This window comes from Streptomyces sp. NPDC090088, assembly GCF_044747345.1.
In the GTDB taxonomy this organism is placed as follows: domain Bacteria; phylum Actinomycetota; class Actinomycetes; order Streptomycetales; family Streptomycetaceae; genus Streptomyces.
Window position 1 is genome coordinate 398,753 of record NZ_JBIVDZ010000008.1, and the last position, 17,669, is coordinate 416,421.

Annotated in this window: 9 protein-coding genes; 2 read left to right on the forward strand and 7 right to left on the reverse strand. The window is 74.5% G+C overall.

The features are described from left to right. Positions 1-48: 48 nt before the first annotated feature. Complete coding sequence (locus tag ACIPSJ_RS35745) at positions 49-1,587, reverse strand: argininosuccinate lyase (protein WP_401352075.1); 1,539 nt, start codon at positions 1,585-1,587, stop codon at positions 49-51. 8 nt (positions 1,588-1,595) lie between these two features. Beyond that, the gene (locus ACIPSJ_RS35750; protein WP_401352078.1) at positions 1,596-4,862 is read right to left on the reverse strand and encodes an amino acid adenylation domain-containing protein; all 3,267 of its coding nucleotides are present in this window, start codon (positions 4,860-4,862) and stop codon (positions 1,596-1,598) included. A gap of 227 nt (positions 4,863-5,089) precedes the next feature. On the opposite strand from ACIPSJ_RS35750, the gene trpC reads away from it, so the two are divergent. After that, on the forward strand, positions 5,090-5,896 hold the full coding sequence (trpC, locus tag ACIPSJ_RS35755) for an indole-3-glycerol phosphate synthase TrpC (protein WP_401352080.1): 807 nt from the start codon (positions 5,090-5,092) through the stop codon (positions 5,894-5,896). A gap of 323 nt (positions 5,897-6,219) precedes the next feature. On the opposite strand, the gene trpD is transcribed toward trpC, so the two are convergent. After that, complete coding sequence (gene trpD, locus ACIPSJ_RS35760; RefSeq protein WP_401352083.1) at positions 6,220-7,296, reverse strand: anthranilate phosphoribosyltransferase; 1,077 nt, start codon at positions 7,294-7,296, stop codon at positions 6,220-6,222. Between the two features lie 141 nt (positions 7,297-7,437). Here trpD and ACIPSJ_RS35765 point away from each other — a divergent pair, with 141 nt between their 5' ends. Further along, positions 7,438-8,826 carry a PLP-dependent aminotransferase family protein gene (locus tag ACIPSJ_RS35765; protein ID WP_401352085.1) on the forward strand — a complete coding sequence of 463 codons (1,389 nt, stop codon included), beginning with the start codon at positions 7,438-7,440 and terminating at the stop codon, positions 8,824-8,826. Here the strand turns inward: ACIPSJ_RS35765 and ACIPSJ_RS35770 are convergent. The 4 genes from ACIPSJ_RS35770 to ACIPSJ_RS35785 all read right to left on the reverse strand — a co-directional run bounded on the left by ACIPSJ_RS35770 (position 8,813) and on the right by ACIPSJ_RS35785 (position 17,595). Then, positions 8,813-9,418 carry an aminodeoxychorismate/anthranilate synthase component II gene (locus ACIPSJ_RS35770; RefSeq protein ID WP_359210999.1) on the reverse strand — a complete coding sequence of 202 codons (606 nt, stop codon included), beginning with the start codon at positions 9,416-9,418 and terminating at the stop codon, positions 8,813-8,815. The genes ACIPSJ_RS35765 and ACIPSJ_RS35770 overlap by 14 nt on opposite strands. Then, positions 9,415-10,935, reverse strand: a complete 1,521-nt coding sequence (locus ACIPSJ_RS35775) for an anthranilate synthase component I family protein (protein WP_401352088.1) — start codon at positions 10,933-10,935, stop codon at positions 9,415-9,417. The genes ACIPSJ_RS35770 and ACIPSJ_RS35775 overlap by 4 nt, the downstream gene beginning before the upstream one ends. A 70-nt stretch (positions 10,936-11,005) precedes the next feature. Continuing rightward, positions 11,006-15,796, reverse strand: coding sequence for an amino acid adenylation domain-containing protein (locus ACIPSJ_RS35780; protein WP_401352091.1), 4,791 nt, complete (start codon positions 15,794-15,796; stop codon positions 11,006-11,008). Continuing rightward, the gene (locus ACIPSJ_RS35785; protein WP_401352093.1) at positions 15,793-17,595 is read right to left on the reverse strand and encodes a thioesterase domain-containing protein; all 1,803 of its coding nucleotides are present in this window, start codon (positions 17,593-17,595) and stop codon (positions 15,793-15,795) included. The genes ACIPSJ_RS35780 and ACIPSJ_RS35785 overlap by 4 nt, the downstream gene beginning before the upstream one ends. Positions 17,596-17,669 lie beyond the last annotated feature (74 nt).

A 17,669-nucleotide genomic window follows, 5' to 3' on the forward strand; every position in this document is an offset into this window, starting at 1 on the left:
CCGGGGCGCGCCCCTGGGCGTCCTGCCGCAGGACGGCGTCGGGGGACCTCACCACTCCTGCCGTCCCTCCGGTCCGGCGAGCAGCCGGTCGACCTCGGCCGCCGCCGCGTCGATGTGCGCCCGTCGCCCGTACCAGCGCTTGTCCCAGGCGTCGAACGCCGTCTCCTGGTCCGCGAGCAGGGCCCGTACGGCGTCCGGACGGGCCGAGCCGTCCGAACGCTTCGCCGTGAGTCCGCCCCGCACGTCCATCGCCTCGGCGAGCAGTCCCGCCGCGTGGTCGGCCGAATGCCCCTCGGCGGCCAGGATCGTGTCGAGCAGCGCTCCGTCCGGCTCCGCGGGAGACAGCCCGCGCTCGACGGCCTGGACGATGTACCGTCCGGCGACCACCTGGGCGGTGCGCCAGGGCACCCCGGCCCGCAGGGTCAGCAGGTTGGCGAGCGTGAACCCGCCCAGGTACTCGCTCTCGCAGGCCTCGCGCATCCGGTCCTCCCGGAACCGCAGGTTCTCCAGCACCGCGCCGAACAGCCGCAGCACGGACCCGAGGGTGTCGAAGGCGGCCGGTACCCCCGCTCCCGCCTCCTTGGAGATCTCGACGGAGTTGCTGTACGGGGTGGAGCGCTGCCCGGTGGCGATGGCCGTGTAGGCCGCGCCGAGATGCGCCGTACGGGCCCGGATCCGCTCCAGCACCGGGTAGTTCTTCTTCTGCGGCATCGCCGAGGAGATGCCCGACCACTGGTCCGGCAGGTCGATGAAGCCGTATCCCGCGCTGCCCCAGGTCATCAGGTCCGTGACGAAGCGGCTCAGCACGACGCCCAGCAGGGAGAACTCGGCGCAGGCCTCCAGTGCCCAGTCGCGCTGCGCCACCGCCCGCAGCGCGTGCGTACGGACCTCGGGGAAGCCCAGCAGCGCGGCCATCCGGGCCCGGTCCCAGGGCAGTTCCTGTCCCGCCATCGCGCCCGCGCCCAGCGGCGAGGCGGCAGCGGTCCGGTACACCGACTCCAGCCGGTCGAGGGTGTGCAGTACCTGGTCGCACAGGGCCGCGAAGTAGAAGCCGGGGCTGATCACCTGGGCCGGCTGCAGATGGGTGTACCCCGGCATCACCAGGTCGGCGCCGCGCCCGGCCAGCCGGTGCGCGGCGCGGCCGAACGCGATCAGCTCCTCGGCGCACCCCAGCAGCCGGGCCCGGCCCTGCATCAACTGGGCGGTGGCCTGGAGGTCGTTGCGGCTGCGGTCGACGTGCCACGCGGGCGGCACCGTGGTCAGCCGGCGGGCGACGTGCCGCTCCAGGGTGAAGGCGATGTCGCTCATGCTCTCCTCGGCCTCCCGGGCCACCGCCTCGGGCGTGACCCGGTCGAGCAGGTCGGCGACGGCGCCGACCTGGGCCCCGTCCAGCAGGCCGAGCCGGCGGTACTCCAGCAGGAGCACCTTCTCCAGTTGGACGTACCAGGGCAGCAGGGCGTCGATCTCGAAGCGGAGCTGCGGTTCGAGCACCTCGGCGCGCAGCAGCGCGTCGGGCCCGGCGGTGATCCGTCCGGTCAGCCCTCCCGCGCCGCCCGAACGGGCCGTCGTGTCATGGTCGTTGGGCATCGGTTTCCTCACGGGGAAGAAGGGGCGGTTCGGTTCAGCGCGGTCAGCACCGCGTCTTTCGCGTCGGTCGCCCGTGTGCGCGGGAAGTGGGCTCCGCCGCCCGGAAGCCGGCGGTGCGTCACCTCGTCGGAGAAGAGCCGCCAGTCCCAGTGGCCGCGGCCGTGCTCCCCGGCCGCCCCGTCCTCGGCGACGACGAGTTCGATGCCGGCCGTGACCCGGTGGGCCTCCGGGCGCTCCCGGGCGGCCAGCAGGAAGTCTCCGGCCGAGCGCACGTCGTGCCGGTAGGCGGGCCCGAGCAGCCGGGCCCGCTCCGGCTTGAGCCCGTCGAACTCCACGTACGCGCCCTCGCCCAGGAGGGTCGCGGCGACCTCCTGGTCGCTCAGGGCACGGGCCCGGTCCATGGCCGCCCGCACCCCGGCCGGCCAGTCCGCGCCGGCCCCGCCGACGACGACCCGGCGGACCGCCGAGGGGCCGTCCTCCAGCAGCCGGGCCAGGGCGAGCGCGGGTGCCGCGCCCTCCCGCTGGCCCCACAGCACGAGTGGTACGGGGGTCAGCCGCGCCAGCTCCGCCGCCACCCGGCGCGCCAGCTCGGGCACCTCCGCCAGATCCTGGGCGCCGGGCACGAAGTCGTGTCCGGGCGGCTCCACGCCGTACACCTCGATGCCGCTCGGGGCGAGTTCCCGGGCCAGGGCGAGGAAGTTGACGGCGTTCCCGCCCGCGCCGGGGAAGCAGACCAGGCGGCCCTCGACCTCCGTACGGCCGGGGAGCACCCCGGTGAGCGGGCGGAGCAGGACGGGCTCCGGGCCCCGCGCCGCCGCGCCCTCACCCGCGTCGACGGCGGCGGCGAGGTCGGAGAGCACGGGGTGGGCGACGATCTGCGTCAGCGACACGAGCCGGTCCAGCTTCACGACGAGCCAGGTCGCGGCGAGCGACGTACCGCCGAGCGCGAAGAAGTTGTCGGCCCGCCCGATGCCCTGCAACGGGACGTTGAGCGCCTCCGCCCAGGCCATCGCGAGGCGCTGCTCGGTGGGTGTGGTGGGTGCCGTGCTGGGCACCCCGGCGTGGCCGAGCGTGCCCGCCAGCTCGACGAGCGTCCTGCGGTCCACCTTGCCGTTGTCGTTGACCGGCAGGGCGTCGAGCCAGTGGCAGTGCGCGGGGATCATGTAGTCCGGCAGATGGCGGGCCAGACCGGCCCGGACGTCGGCCGTCCGACGACGGACGGCACCGACCAGGAAGGCGACCAGGACCCGGTGCCGGTCGCCCGCCCCGGAGGCGACGACCACCGCGTCCTTCACCTCGTCCAGGGCCATGAGCCGGTTCTCGATCTCACCGGTCTCGACCCGGAATCCGCGGATCCTGACCTGCTGGTCGCGGCGGCCGAGGAACTGGAGCCTGCCTCCGGGCAGCCAGCGTCCGAAGTCACCGGTGCGGTACATCCGCTGGCCCGGCCGGAACGGATCGGGCACGAACGCGGCCCGGGTCCGCTCGGGGTCGTTCACATAGCCGCGGCCGACCGCGACACCGGAGAAGACGATCTCCCCGGTCGCGCCGAGCGGCGCCAGCCCGCCCTGTTCGTCCAGCACATAGCCGTGCACGTTGCGCCGCATCCGGCCGAGCGTGACGGGCCCGTGCTCCGGCACCCGGTCGAGGAACTCGTGCATGGTGTCGTCCGAGACCTCGGTCGCGCCGTACGCGTTGACCACCCGGATGTCCGGACGGCACCCGAACCACCGCCGCAGCAGCGCCGGCTTCAGCTCCTCCCCCGTCACCGAGACGGCGCGCAGCACGCCGAGATCGCGGGGACCGCGCTCCAGGGCCGTGATCAGCGCGTCGAAGTAGGACGGGACGAACTGCGCGACGGAGACACGGGACGCGGTCAGCTCGGCGACGAGACGGTCGACGTCCAGGAGCACGTCGGTGTCGACGACGCGGGAGGCGCCGCCGGTGAGCAGCGGGGCGATCAGTTGCCACAGCGAGATGTCCAGGGACTGCGCGGCGGTCTGCGCCACCACGTCACCGGGGCCGAGTCCGAGGTCGGCGACCTTCATCAGCAGGTGGTTCAGCAGCCCCGCGTGCTCGCACATCACGCCCTTCGGCGTGCCGGTGGAGCCGGAGGTGAAGTAGATGTAGGCGAGGCGGCCGGGTGCGGGCGGCCGGCCCGGGTTGCCCGTCGCCGGCGTCCGCGGACCGTGGCCACCGGTCCCGGCGCACAGGGCCGCGACGTCCACCATGCGGCGCGCGTCGTCCCCGTCCGGCACGGGGGCGTACGGGCCCTCCCCCTCGCCGAGCACGAACCGGCAGTCCGCGTCGTCGAGCTGGGCGGCGATCCGGGCGGCCGGGAGGTCCGGCTGCACCGGCAGATAGCAGCCGCCCGCCTTGAGCACGCCTATCGTGGCCGCCGCCCACTCCAGGCCGCGGCGCATGACGACGGCCACCACGTCCTCGTCGCCGAGCCCGTCCGTCAGCAGCGCGTGGGCGATCCGGTTGGCGCTCGTGTTGAGCCGGTCGTACGTCCATGACCGGCTCCCGTGCGACACCGCGACCGCGTCGGGGGTGGACCGGACCTGCTCCTCGAACCGCTCGACGAACAGCCGCCCGTCGAAGGGCTCCGCCTCGCCGGCCAGCCCGTAGATCTGGTGGTGCCGTTCGTCCTCGGCGAGCAGGCTCCGCTCGCCCGCCGGTGCGTCGGGATGGGTGGCCAGCAGTTCCAGGGCCCGCCCGTGGTAGCCGACGACGCGGGTCAGCTGCTCCTCGGACATGACGTCCGAGCGGGACCGGGCGCGGACGGTGACCCGGTCCGCGTGCACGGCGATCCGCACCCACAGGGGCGGTGCGTCCAGCGGCCGCGGGTCCGTCGCGGACAGGTCCAGGACGGATTCGTGGTGCGCCGCGGCGGCCGCCTCCGGCGCCGGGGCACGGCGGCCCGCCTCCGCGGCCGCCTGGCGCACGAGTTCGCGCCAGCTCTCGCGCAGCACACCGCTGACGCCCAGCGAGCGGGGCGCGCCGGGGTCGCCGTCGGCCGGTACGAACCCGGTGACCGGGTTCCGGTCGGAGGTGAGCGCGGCGATCACCCGCAGGTGCGCGGCCAGGAGCACGGCGTCCAGCGGGGCCGCGCTCTCGGCGGCCACCCTGCGCAGCCGGGCGGTCGGTCCGGGAGGGAGAACGAGTTCGGCGGTCACTTCCCGCCGCTCGTCCGTCCCGTCGCCCGAGGTCCACCGCGGAACGCGTACGGCCGTCGTCCCGGCCGCGACCGAACAGCCCAAAGTCTTCGACACGTGATCGCCAACCTACGGAGGAGTGGACGGAGGAATGTGTTGCTCGGTATCGCCTTCGTGACCATGCTGTCGACCGGCACTGACAGGCCACTGACGACGGCTCCTCGCACCGTCCGCGCGCTCACGTGGACGTTTTCGCCGCTGCTTAAGGACGTGTTCCCGGCCCGCTCCGGACGCCTATCGTCCGGTCGGTCACAGCCCGCGGGTCAGGGAGGGGAAACACGGCGATGAGTGCTCTCGACGACATCGTCAGGGGCGTACGCGAGGACGTGGCGGCACGCCGGGCGCGCACGCCCGAGGCGGCCGTGCGGGAGCGGGCCCTGGCCCGGGGGGCGGGGCGGGACTGCGTGCCGCTGCTGCGCGGCGGGCCTGGCGTGCGGGTCATCGCGGAGGTGAAGCGGGCCAGCCCCTCCCGCGGTCCGCTCGCCGGCATCCCCGACCCGGCGGCCCTCGCCGCCGACTACGCGGCGGGCGGTGCGGCCGCCATCAGCGTCCTGACCGAAGGGCGCCGGTTCGGGGGCTCCCTGGCGGATCTGGCGGCGGTGAGCGCCCGGGTGGACGTGCCCGTGCTGCGCAAGGACTTCGTCGTGGAGCCCTACCAGGTGTGGGAGGCGCGTGCGTACGGCGCCGAGATGGTGCTCCTGATCGTCGCGGCCCTGGGCCGGGCCCAGCTGGCCGAGTTCGTCGCGCTGGCGCGCGAGGCGGGGCTGACGCCGCTGGTCGAGGTGCACGACGAGGCCGAGGCCGGGCGCGCGGTGGCCGCCGGCGCCACGGTGATCGGCGTCAACGCACGCGACCTGACGACGTTGGAGGTGGAGCGCGGCACGTTCGCGCGGGTCGCCCCGCACATCCCCGAGGGCCTGGTACGGATCGCCGAGTCCGGCGTCCGCGGCCCCGCCGACGTCGCGGCCCACGTCCGAGCGGGCGCGGACGCGGTCCTCGTCGGCGAGTCCCTGGTGACGCACGGCAGCCCCCGAACAGCGGTGACCGAACTCCTGTCCACACCCCACGCCCAGGATCCGGCCGCCGGATGACGCCGGGGCCATGGGCCGAGCGCGCGGCACCGCGTTTCGGGGCCGGTCGACGTGGGGCCGGTCGACGTGGGCCCGGCAGGTGTGGGCCCGGTCGACGCGGGCCCGGTCGGCGTGGGGCCGGTCGGCGTGGGGCCGGTCGGCGTGGGGCCGGTCGACGCAGGACCGGTCGGCATGGGCCCGACCGACATGGGACCGGTCGTCCCAGGGCCGGTCGGCATGGGACCGGTCGACGCGGAGCCGGTCGACGCGGGACCGGAGCCCGGGTTTCGCGGGGTGGGCCCGCTCGGGGCTCGTGGAACAGGGCGGCCGGCGGCGGCCACGGCTCACCGGGCCGGCGGTGCCGCCGACTGTGCTCGCTTGGTCGTGACGGTGGCCCATCGTTCCAGGACGGCTGCCGCGGCGCCCGAGTCCACCGCTTCGGCTGCCCGCTCCCGTCCCGCGGCCAGGCGGTCGCCGACCGGGCGGCCGTCGTGGGGGTCCAGCGCGGCGAGACCGGCCGCCGCCGACAGCAGTACGGCGTCGCGCACCGGACCCCGCGCACCGGCGAGGACCTCGCGTGCCACCCGGGCGTTGTGTGCCCGGTCGCCGCCGCGCAGGGCGTCGGGCGCGGCGAGTGAGATGCCGATGTCCCGCGGGTCGAAGGTCTCCTCGCGCACCCCGGATTCCGTGACCGCCCAGATCGTGGAGGTGGTGGTGACCGTCAGTTCGTCCATTCCGTCGTCGCCCCGGAACACCAGCCCACGTGACCCGCGCCGGGCGAGGACTTCCGCCAGCAGGGGCGCGAGCCGCGCGTCCGCCACTCCGATCGCCGTACCCGTGGGCGAGGCCGGATTGAGGAGCGGGCCCAGGGCGTTGAAGACGGTGCGTACCCCGAGTTCACGGCGCGGCGCCGCCGCGTGCCGCATGGCGGGATGGAACGCCGGCGCGAAGCAGAACGTGATGCCGACCTCCTCGGCGACGGCACCGACGTCCTCCGCGGGCAGCCCCAGAGCCACCCCCAGCTCCTCCAGGACGTCGGCCGATCCGCAGGAGGAGGACGCCGACCGGTTGCCGTGCTTGACCACCCGGGCCCCGGCTCCGGCCGCCACGACGGCCGAGATGGTGGAGATGTTGACGCTGTTCGAGCCGTCCCCGCCGGTGCCCACGATGTCCACCGTGGGGCCGGGCACGTGCAGCGGCACCGCGTGCCGCCGCATGGCGCTGACCAGACCCTCGATCTCCTCGACGGTCTCGCCCTTCGCCCGCAGCGCCACCAGCAGTCCGGCCAGCCGTACCGGCCCCGCGACGCCGGACATCACCTGGTCCATCGCCCAGTCGGCCTCCCGCGCGGAAAGGTCCTTCAGGTCGAGCAGTGAATTCAGCAATTCGGGCCAAGTAAAGGTCTGCGGTCCGGTGTTCACGTGAATTCTCCTCGGACATCTGCGGCACGGATCGGATGTCGATCGCCGATCCGGACGACCAGTTTCCCGTCCGGGCGCGCACCCCGGCCAGACCACTGCCGGGCGAGAAGCACAGGCCATTTCCGAAGGAGCGAGAAATTCATGTCCCTCCATATGGCGGTCGAAGTAGTCCGGGATTCCGAGATCTCCCTGACCGCACAGATACAGGGCTTCATCAAGAGCGAGATCGCGGCCGGCGGTCTGCACGCGGGAACCCGGCTGCCCTCCAGCCGGCGCCTCGCGGACGACCTGGACGTCTCACGCAGCGTGGTGGTGGAGGCGTACGGCCAACTCGTCGCCGAGGGCTACCTGGAAGCCGTCCAGGGCGCCGGTACCCGCGTCGTCGGACACCTGGCCGCCGAGTCGGTCGTACCGGCGCTTCCCGGGGCGGACCGGGTGCCGGGGGTGCGTTGGGACCTGCGGCCGGGCGGCGGCAGTCTGCCCGACTTTCCGCGCCGTGACTGGCTCGCCTGCTACGAGCGTGCGCTGCGGTCGGGCGCCCCCTCGGCGCACGCCTGTCCTCCATTGGCCGGAACCGACGCGCTGCGCCTCGAACTCGCCCAGTACCTGGGGCGGGCCCGCGGCGTGCGGACGACCGCCGAACGGCTGGCCGTGGTGGGAGGGTTCGCGCAGGGGCTGGGTCTGCTGTGCGGCGTGCTCCGCCGGCAGGGGGTCGGCGCGATCGGCGTGGAGGACCCCGGCCATCCCGGACAGCGGCGGTTCCTGCGGGAGTGCGGGGTGCGTCCGCTGCCCCTGCCCGTCGACGAGGCGGGTCTGGACGTGACGGCGCTGGCCGCGACGGACCTGCGCGCCGTCCTGGTCACCCCCACGCACCAGTACCCGACCGGCGTGACCCTGCGCGACGACCGGCGCGAGCAACTCGTGCGCTGGGCCCGGGAGACCGACGGCCTGATCATCGAGGACGACTACGACGGGGGCCTGTGGTACGAACGCGGCCGGCGTCCATCGGCGCTGCAACGCCTCGCCCCCGAACGTGTCGTGTACGCGGGCACGGCCAGCAAGTCCCTCGCCCCCGGGCTGCGGCTCGGCTGGCTGGCCGCACCGCCCGAGCTGCTGGACCGGCTGCTGCGCGAGCGGGCCCGGCACGACCTCGGCACCGAGACCCTCACCCAGCTGGCCTTCGCCGAGCTGCTGCGCGGCGGGCTGCTCGACCGTCATCTGCGCAGGCTCAACTCCCGGGCGGGCAGCCGCCGTCAGGCCCTGGTGGAGGCCGTCCGCCGGCAGCTGCCCGGCGCCGAGGTGCCCGGCCCGGCGGCGGGGCTGCACGCGTACCTCAGACTCCCCCCGCACACCGACGAGGAGGCCCTGGTCTCCGGGGCCCTGCGCCGCTCGGTCGCGGTGCGGGGCGGCGCGGCCTGCCACGCCCGGCCGCGCCGGGACGCGCCCGCGCTCGTCGTGGGCCACGCCCATCTGCCACGCTCGGGGATCACCGAGGCCGTCCGGGTCCTGGCGGAGGTCATGTCCCGCTGAGCGACCGCTTCCGGCCGCGCTCGTCCACCGCCATGGCCAGGAAGTTCTCCAGCAGGGTCAGGCCTCCGTCGGTCATCACGGACTCGGGGTGGAACTGGACGCCCTCGACGGGCAGGGTGCGATGGCGCAGGCCCATCACATAGCCGTGGTCGACGGCGACGGCCGTGGTCTCCAGCACCTCCGGAACCGGCCGGGCGACCACCAGGGAGTGGTAGCGGGTGGCCTGCAGGGTGTGGCCGAGACCGGCGAACAGGCCCGTGCCGTCGTGCCGCACGGTGCTGGTCCGCCCGTGCATCACCTGGTCGGCCACCTCGATCCGGCCGCCGTGGGCCAGGGCGATCGCCTGGTGGCCCAGGCACACGCCGAGCAGCGGCACCCGCCCGGCGAACTCGTGCACCAGCTCCACATGCCCCGACTCCGCCGGATGCCCGGGGCCCGGCCCGAGGACCACGGCGTCCGGTTCGCAGCCGGCGAGTTCCCCGGCGGAGCGGGTCAGCGAGCGCACGACGCGCGTCTGCGCGCCGAGGTGGCGCAGATACCGGTCGATGATGTGCACGAAGCTGTCGTACGCGTCGATCAGCAGCACCTTCATCGCAGTTCCTCCCCCGTGAGCGCCCAGTAGGCGGCACCCATCTTCGCCAGCGTCTCGCGCCACTCGGACTCCGGGTCCGACTGGGCCACCAGGCCCGCCGAACTCTGCGTGGAGTACGTGGTCCCGTCGTACTCGATCGAGCGGATGCACAGCGCGAGTTCGCTCCACCCGCGCACGTCCACCAGCCCCACGGCGCCCGCGTAGCTCCCCCGCCGCTCCCGTTCGAGACCGTCGATGATCTCCATGGCCCGCACCTTGGGGGCGCCGGTCATCGTCCCGGCAGGGAACGTGGCGCGGACCGCCTCCCAGGTGCCCATGCCCTCGTCGAGCCGTCCGGTGACGGTGGAGACGAGGTGGAAGACGTGCGAGTAGGACTCCACGGCCATCAGCCGGTCCACGGGCAGCGTGCCGGGGCGGCTGACCCGGCCGATGTCGTTGCGGCAGAGGTCGACCAGCATGATGTGTTCGGCACGTTCCTTCGTGCTCTCCCGCATCTCCTTGACGCGCCGGGCGTTCTCCTCGTCGTCCGGTCCCCGGCGCGCAGTGCCCGCGATCGGGCGCATCTCGATCTCGTCGCCCTCGATCCGGAAGTACAGCTCGGGGCTGGCGCCGATGAGCAGGTTGCCGGCGCGGGGCATCAGATACATGTACGGCGAGGGGTTGCGGCCGCGCAGCCGCCGGTACACCTCGACGGGGGTGAGTGCGGTGCGTACGTCGACCCGGTGGCCGATCTGGATCTGGTAGACGTCCCCGACCCGGATGTGCTCCAGGCACCGGTGGGCCCACGACAGGAACGTCTCACGGCTGACGGTGTCGCGCACGGACGAGGGGGCGGGCGCCGCGGGCACCGGGGCGACGCCCGTGGCGCCCGGCTCGCCGGCGGCCCGCGCGGCCGACTCCACCGACGGGGCGTCCGACGGGCGGTCCCCGAACGCCGCGCTCTCCGCGGCGAGATGACGCGCCGTGGCCGTGGTCAGGTCGTACCAGACGGCGTCCCGGAAGAGCGTGAGCGTGATGTCGGGCCCGTTCGCCTGCTTGGTCCGGGGCGGCAGCGTCTCCATGTGCCAGACGGACTCGTAGGCGAGCGAGGTCAGGAACCCGAAGGCGTACGAGGTCTCCGGCAGGTCGGTGTCCACCTCGAAGACGTGCTGGGCCAGGGGCAGGAACCGCCGGACGGCGGCCGGGTCGGGTATGCGCAGCCGCCGGGTGCCCGCGCCGCCGCACGGCGGCGACTCCCCGGGAAGGAGCCCCGCCTCCTCGGCGGCCCGGGCCAGTACCGACGCCACGCCCGGCACACCGTCGATCTCCACGTGCGCGGCGAAGACCCGGATCTCGGCGAGGCGGCCCAGACCGACGACGGCGGACCGGCGGTCGGGTGCGGCGCCGTCCCTGCTCTCGAAGAGAAAGACGTCCTCCGCCCGGCACGCGTCACGCAGACGCTCGTACAGTTCCAGAGGGTCGTGATGGGGAATTTCGGCGGCGGCGACCCGCACCTTGATGCGTTCCTGCAATGACACGATAAACACCCCGTGAATTCGGAATTGTCCGCTGCATTACATGTGCTCCGTCGGCCCTTTCCTACGACCCCTACGGCTCCTCCGACCCCGACAGGTCGATGGCGTGGACCGGGATGTCCGGGGTGGCGGCGGCCGTGCGCAGCAGCCGTGTGAAGCGGGCGCAGAGGGTCTCGACGGTGGACCGGTCGAACAGCTCGGTCCGGTACTCGACCACGCCGTCGAGTCCGCGGCAGGTGCCGTCGGCGTCCCGCCGCTCGGACAGGCCGAAGGTCAGGTCGAAGCCCGCGGAACCCCGGCCGGCCAGGTCCACCGTGGCCGACACGCCCGGTAGTTCCAGCCTCTCGGGGAGGGGCGGGGCGAGCACCAGCATCACCTGGAACAGGGCCCGGCCGAACACCGCGCGGCCGCCGGCCGCCCGCCGGGGTCCCTGCGCGGCGACGACCAGGTCGAAGGGCACGTCCTGGTGGGCGAAGGCCGCCAGATCGGCCTGCCGGACCCGGCCGAGCAGCTCACGGAAGGTCGGCTCCCCCGAGGTGTCGGTGCGCAGCACGAGCGTGTTCACGAAGAAGCCGACGAGGCCGTCGAGTTCCGCGTCCGCGCGGTCGGAGACCGCCGTGCCGATCGGGATGTCCGTCCCCGCGCCGAGGCGGGTGAGCAGCGCGGCCAGTCCGGCGTGCACCACCAGGAAGAGGCTGGCCTGCTCGTCCGCGGCCAGCTCCAGGAGCCGCGCGTGCACGTCCGCGGGGACGGTGAAGGCGACCGTGTCTCCGGCGGCGTGCGCCGGGCGCCCGGACGGCGTCTGTTCGCCGCGGTCGGTGGGGAGCGGGATGCGCTCCGGCAGACCGGCCAGGGTCTTGTCCCAGTGGGCGAGCTGACCGGCCCGCAGGGCGCTGGGCTCGCCGTCGGTGCCCAGCAGTTCGCGCTGCCACAGGGTGAAGTCGGCGTACTGCGTGGGCAGTGGCGGCCAGTCGGGGGCGGCACCGGTGACGCGCGCCCGGCAGGCGGTGGCGAGGTCCGCCAGGAGCCGGGGCAGCGAGGCGCGGTCGCAGGCGATGTGGTGGAGCAGCAGGAGCAGCGTCTGCCCGCGCGCGGGCTCGGTGGTGAAGAGAACGGTACGGAGGGGGAGTTCGCTCTCCAGGTGGAAGGGGCGGCCCGCCGCGGCGCTCAGCGCGTCCGGAAGCCGGTCCGGGGCGACGGGTTCGACGACGAACACCGGGCGCGCCGCCGTGACCGGCAGGATGTGCTGGACGGCTTGGCCGTCCCGCTGCCGGACAAGGGTCCGCAGCGGCTCGTGCCGGGCCGTGAGGTCGCCCAGGGCGGCACGGAGCGCTTCCTGGTCCAGCTCGCCGTCCCAGCGCAGCACCAGGGGGACGTTGTACGTGCTGTCGGGGCCGGCGAGCCTGTGCAGGAACCAGAAACGCCGTTGGCCGAAGGAGAGCGGGACCGGCTCGGCGCCCCGGTCCTCGGCGCGCGGAAGCGGGGGCCGGAGCCGGGGCCCCGATGCGGCGAAGGGGTCGTCCGGATGGCCTGTGCCGCCCAGACGAGCGGCGAGCCCGGCGACCGTCGGGTGGGCGAAGACGTCCCTGACATCCAGCTCCGCGCGGGTGCCGAGGCCGGCCCGGCGCACCAGGGTGACCAGCCGTGTCGCCCGCAGGCTGTCGCCGCCCAGATCGAAGAAGTCGTCGTCGGCGCCGACCTGTTCCACGGCCAGCAGGTCGGCGTACAGCCCGGCCAGCCCGACCTCCAGCGGCGTCCGCGGGGCGCGTGACGGCAGGTGCGCGCCGGCGCGGGGTGCGGGGAGCGCCGCCCGGTCCACCTTCCCGTTCGGGGTGAGCGGCAGACTGTCGAGCGGGACGAACAGGGACGGGACCAGATGCGCCGGAAGCCGCTCGCGCAGCCGCTCCCGCACCCGGGCGAGAGCCGCTGCGGGATCGTGCGCCGCCTCCCGGGTGAGGACGACATGGGCCACCAGCCGTGCGGCCCCGTCTGCCCCGTCGGCCCCGTCGGCTCCGTCGGCTCCCCGGCCGTCGTCCGTCCCGGAGTGGTCCGGCCCCCGCGGGACAGCGGAGGTCGCCAGCACGGCGCCGCCCGCCACGCCGGGGGCGGCCAGCAGCGCCGCCTCGACCTCGGCCGGCTCGATCCGGAAGCCACGGATCTTGACCTGGTCGTCCGCCCTGCCGAGGTACTCCAGTGAGCCGTCCCGACGGGCCCGCACGAGGTCGCCCGACCGGTACAGCCGGGACCCGGCGGGGCCGAAGGGGTCGGCCACGAAGCGCTGCGCCGTCAGTGCGGGGCGGTGGAGATAGCCCCTGGCCACACCGGCACCCCCGACATACAGCTCACCGGCCGCCCCGGGCGGCACCGGGCGCAGCCCGCTGTCCAGCACGTACAGCCGGGTGCCCGCGACGGCCTTGCCGATCGGCACCGTCGGTGCCCTGCCGTGGTGGTGGTCCAGGTCGAGCCGGGTGGAGAGGACCGCGGTCTCGGTGATGCCGTACATGTTGACCAGCACGGGCGCGGAGTCCTGGTGCCGCCCGTGCCAGGAACGCACGACGGCCGGAGAGAGCGCCTCACCGCAGAAGACGACCCAGCGCAGGGCCAGTTCCCGCCCCCGCTCCGGTTCTTCGGCGTCGGCCCGCTCCAGCGACCGGAAGGCGGACGGCGTCTGGTTGAGCACCGTCACCCGCTCCCGTACCAGCAGGTCGAGGAAGGCGCGGGGGGAGCGGCTCACCTCGCGGGGTACGACCACCAGTCGGCCGCCGTGGGTGAGGGCGCCCCACATCTCCCACACGGAGAAGTCGAAAGCACAGGAGTGGAACATCGTCCAGGTGTCGTCGGGTCCGAACCCGAACCCGGCGGCGCCGGCCCCCAGCAACGCCACCGGACCGCGGTGCGGGACCACCACGCCCTTGGGGCGGCCGGTGGATCCCGAGGTGTAGATGACGTAGGCGGCATGATCGGGCGTCAGCGGCGCGATGCGGTCCGCGTCGGTGATGTCGGCGTCGCTGCCCGCGGGGCCGGTGTCGCTGTCCGCGGGGCCGGTGTCGCTGTCCGGCCGGTCGGGGTCGGTCGTCGCGGGCGTGGTCACGTTCGGGTGTGGGTCCGGGGCGGCTCCGGTCGGGTCTGTCGTGGAGAGCACGCAGAGCGGCTGGGCGTCGGCGAGGATCCGCTCCGTGTGCTCGGCGGGCCAGCCCGTGTCCAGGGGGAGGTAGGCGGCGCCGGTCTTGGACACCGCCAGGATCGCGGTGACCATGTCCACGGAGCGGGGCAGCAGGACGGCGACGGTGCGTTCGGGTCCCGCGCCGCGCCGGATCAGTGTCCTGGCCAGCCGGTTGGCGCGCGCGTTGAGTTCGGCATAGGTGAGCTGCCGGTCACCGTGGCCGACCGCCGGGGCGTGCGGGGTGCGCGCGGCCCAGTGCTCGAACAGCTCGGGGAGGGTGCGGGGCGAGAGGGGTTCGGAGGTGCCGACGCCCGGTACGAGCAGCCTGCGCTCCTCCGGTGCCAGCAGATCCAGCTCTCCGACAGGGCGCCCGGGTGCGTCGATCAGCTGGTCGAGCAGACGTACACAGCGACCGGCCTCGGCCGCGACCTCCTCGGGCTCGTACCGCCCGGCCTCGGCATGCACCTCCACCATCAGGCCGGCCCGGCCGCGTTCCGGCCTGACCATGACGGAGAGGTCCTCCACCGCGCCGGTGTTGAGCTGTCTGAGGGTCATCGGCCGTCCGGCGAATCCGCGCCCGAAGCTGAAGGGGACGATGTTCGCGATCAGTCGGTACGGCGCGTGCGCGGACCCGGTGAGGCCGAGGTCACGGCGGAGGTCCTCGTACCGGTAGCGCTGGTGGTCGAGGGCGAGGGTGGTCGCCGCACCGACGGTCCGGACCAGTTCGGCGGCCGGCCGGCGCGGGTCGACCGGTACCCGCAACGGGAGCACGTTCGACGCCGCGCCGGTCACCGCGCCCGCCGTCTTGTAGGTGCGGCCGGCCACCGGGAACCCCACGACGACCTCGTCGCCCCCGCCGCCGCGGGCATGGTCCAGCAGGACCGCCGAGGCCGTCGCCACCACCGTCCAGGGGACGTCGAGTTCGCGGGCGCGGGCGCGGAGGGCGGCCACCCGGTCCTCGGGCAGCCGGGACTCCGCGCGCACCGGCGCCCCGCCCGTCCCTCCGGTGTCGCTCCGGCCAGGTGCGGTTGGCCGGGACCCACCCGGCCCGGCGGCTCCCGGCCAACCGGCCATCCGCGCCGTCCAGAACGCACGGTCGGTTTCGAAGTCCGGTGTGCGGCGGTAGGCCTGTTCCGCGTCGAGCAGGGTGTCCAACGGCATCCGGTGGCCGGGCTCCGGGGACTCGCCGCGCTCCAGCGCCGCGTAGATCTCGCCGAGCCGCCGGGCGAACAGCGCCAGGCCGAAGCCGTCCACCACCAGGTGATGGACGAGCAGGTACCAGCAGACCCGGTCCTCGGCGAGGCGCAGGAACGCGGTCCTGAACACCGGACCGTTCTCCAGGTCGAGCGGGCGGGGCAGGTCCGCCCGCATCCAGTCCAGCGCGGCGGCCATCGGCGCGGGTTCCCGCCGGAGGTCGACGACCGGCACATGCCAGGCGGGGAGCGGGCCGGCCCACTGCCTCGGCTCCCCGGAGGCCGTGACGGCGAACCGCGACCGGAACGGCTCGGTCTCCGCGACGGCGAACCGGAAAGCCGCCTCGTACAGCTCCGGATCGAGGTCTCCCGCGATCTCGAACGCACTCGCCAGCTGGTACCGGACCGGAGGCGCCAGCTGCCGCGCCCACCAGATCCCGGACTGCATCGTGGTGAGCGGCGCCGACCGGTGATCCGGCGCGTGCCCGTGCTCCGGCTCGTTGCTCACGGAGTGTTCACCGACCCCTTCTGTGGTGTCCTGACGGCCCACCGTTCGACGAGTACGCGGCCGATGTCGCCGAGTGCGGCGGGGCGGCCCAGCTCCGCGTGCGTGCGGTCGACCGGCAGGATCTCCAGCTCCCCCTTGACCAGCGGGCGCCACAGACCGAGCGCGGTCTCGCGCGCGTGGCCCCGCGCGGTGAACATCACGCCGTTCCCGCCGAACGGGCGGGGCCTGTGCAGGCCGGCGAGCCGTACGTTGTTGGCGCAGACCCGGGCCAGCGCGGCGATCCGCCGCTCGTCGAACGAGGCCAGCAGTCCCTCCCGCGCACGGATGACCTCCACGAACCGCGGATACGTCAGCGGTTCACCGGCCCACAGGGAAGGGTCGTAGCCGAAGAACTCCAGGAGCATCGCGAGGACGTCCCGGTCGGCGTCCGGACCCGGCGCGGCCTCGGGGTGGGCGTCGAGGATCGCCAGCGTCTCCACCGACGCGCCGCTCTCCTCCAGCTGCACCGCCATCTCGTGGGCGACCACTCCCCCGAAGGACCAGCCGAGGAGGTGGTAGGGGCCGGTGGGCCGGACGGACCTGACATGGTCCAGGTAGTCCGCCGCCATCTCCGCGACGGAGGCCGGCAGCGCCTCGGTGCCGTCCAGGCCCCGGGCCTGCAGGCCGTACACCGGCCGAGCGGTGCCGAGCGGCGAGGTGAGTCCCGCGTAGCCCCAGGAGAAGCCCGCCGCCGCGTGCACGCAGAACAGCGGCGCCTGGTCGCCCGACTCCCGCAGCGGCAGCAGGACTCCGATGTCGCTGTCGGACGTCTCCTGGACGCCGCCCCATCCGCTGCCCGCGGTGGCGGGCTCGGCGGCCGCCTCGGCCGACCGTGCGGTGGAGCGCCGCACGGGCCGGTTCGTCTCCCGCACGACCCGGGCCAGCGCTCCGGCCGTCTTGTGTTCGAGGACGTCCTGCGGGGTGAGGTGAAGACCCACCCGGCGCAGTCGGCTCACCACCTGGACCGACATCATGCTGTCGCCGCCGAGCTCGAAGAAGCTCGCGTCGGCGGCGACCTCGGGGAGCCGGAGCACCTCGCGGAACACCCGCGCCACCTGCTCCTGTCGCGCTCCGTCGGCGGCGGGCGCGGCGGGGCGGGGCTCTTCCCGGCCGAAGGCGGGGGAAGGGCCGTCCGCCAACGGCCTGACGCCTGCCGGCGGTTTCTCGCGGTCGAGCTTGCCGCTGCCCGTACGCGGCAGTGCGGAGGCGGCCGCCAGTTCGGCCGGGACCAGATGGGCCGGCAGCCGCTCGGCCACCCACTCCCGCAGCTCGCGGCGGCCGGGGACGCGGGCTCCCGCCGCGGGCACCAGGTAGGCCACGAGCCGGGCGTCGCCGCTCGCCCCCTTTCGGACACAGGCCATGGCCTCGGTGACGGCCGGGTGCCCGGCGATCACCGCCTCCACCTCGCCGGGTTCGACGCGGAAACCGTTGACCTTGACCTGGTCGTCCGCGCGGCCGAGGAAGTCGAGCTGCCCGTCGGGGCGCCGCCGGGCCAGGTCACCGGTCCGGTACATCCGCTCGCCGGACGGACCGAAGGGGTCGGCGACGAACCGCTCCGCGGTCAGCCCCGGCCGGCTCAGGTATCCCCGGGCGAGGCTCTCCCCCGCCAGATACAACTCGCCCTGGCGGCCTGCCTCCACCCGGCGGAGAGAGCCGTCGAGCACATAGGCGCGTACGTGGTCCAGCGGCCGTCCGATGGGCGGTGCACCCTCCGCCACGGGACCGCCGCCCACGCGGGCGGCGGCACGGGCGGGGGCCACGGCGGCATGAACGCCGGCCGCAGTGACATGAACGGGAGCCGCAGTCGCATGGCCGGGAGCCGCGGCCGTCTGGC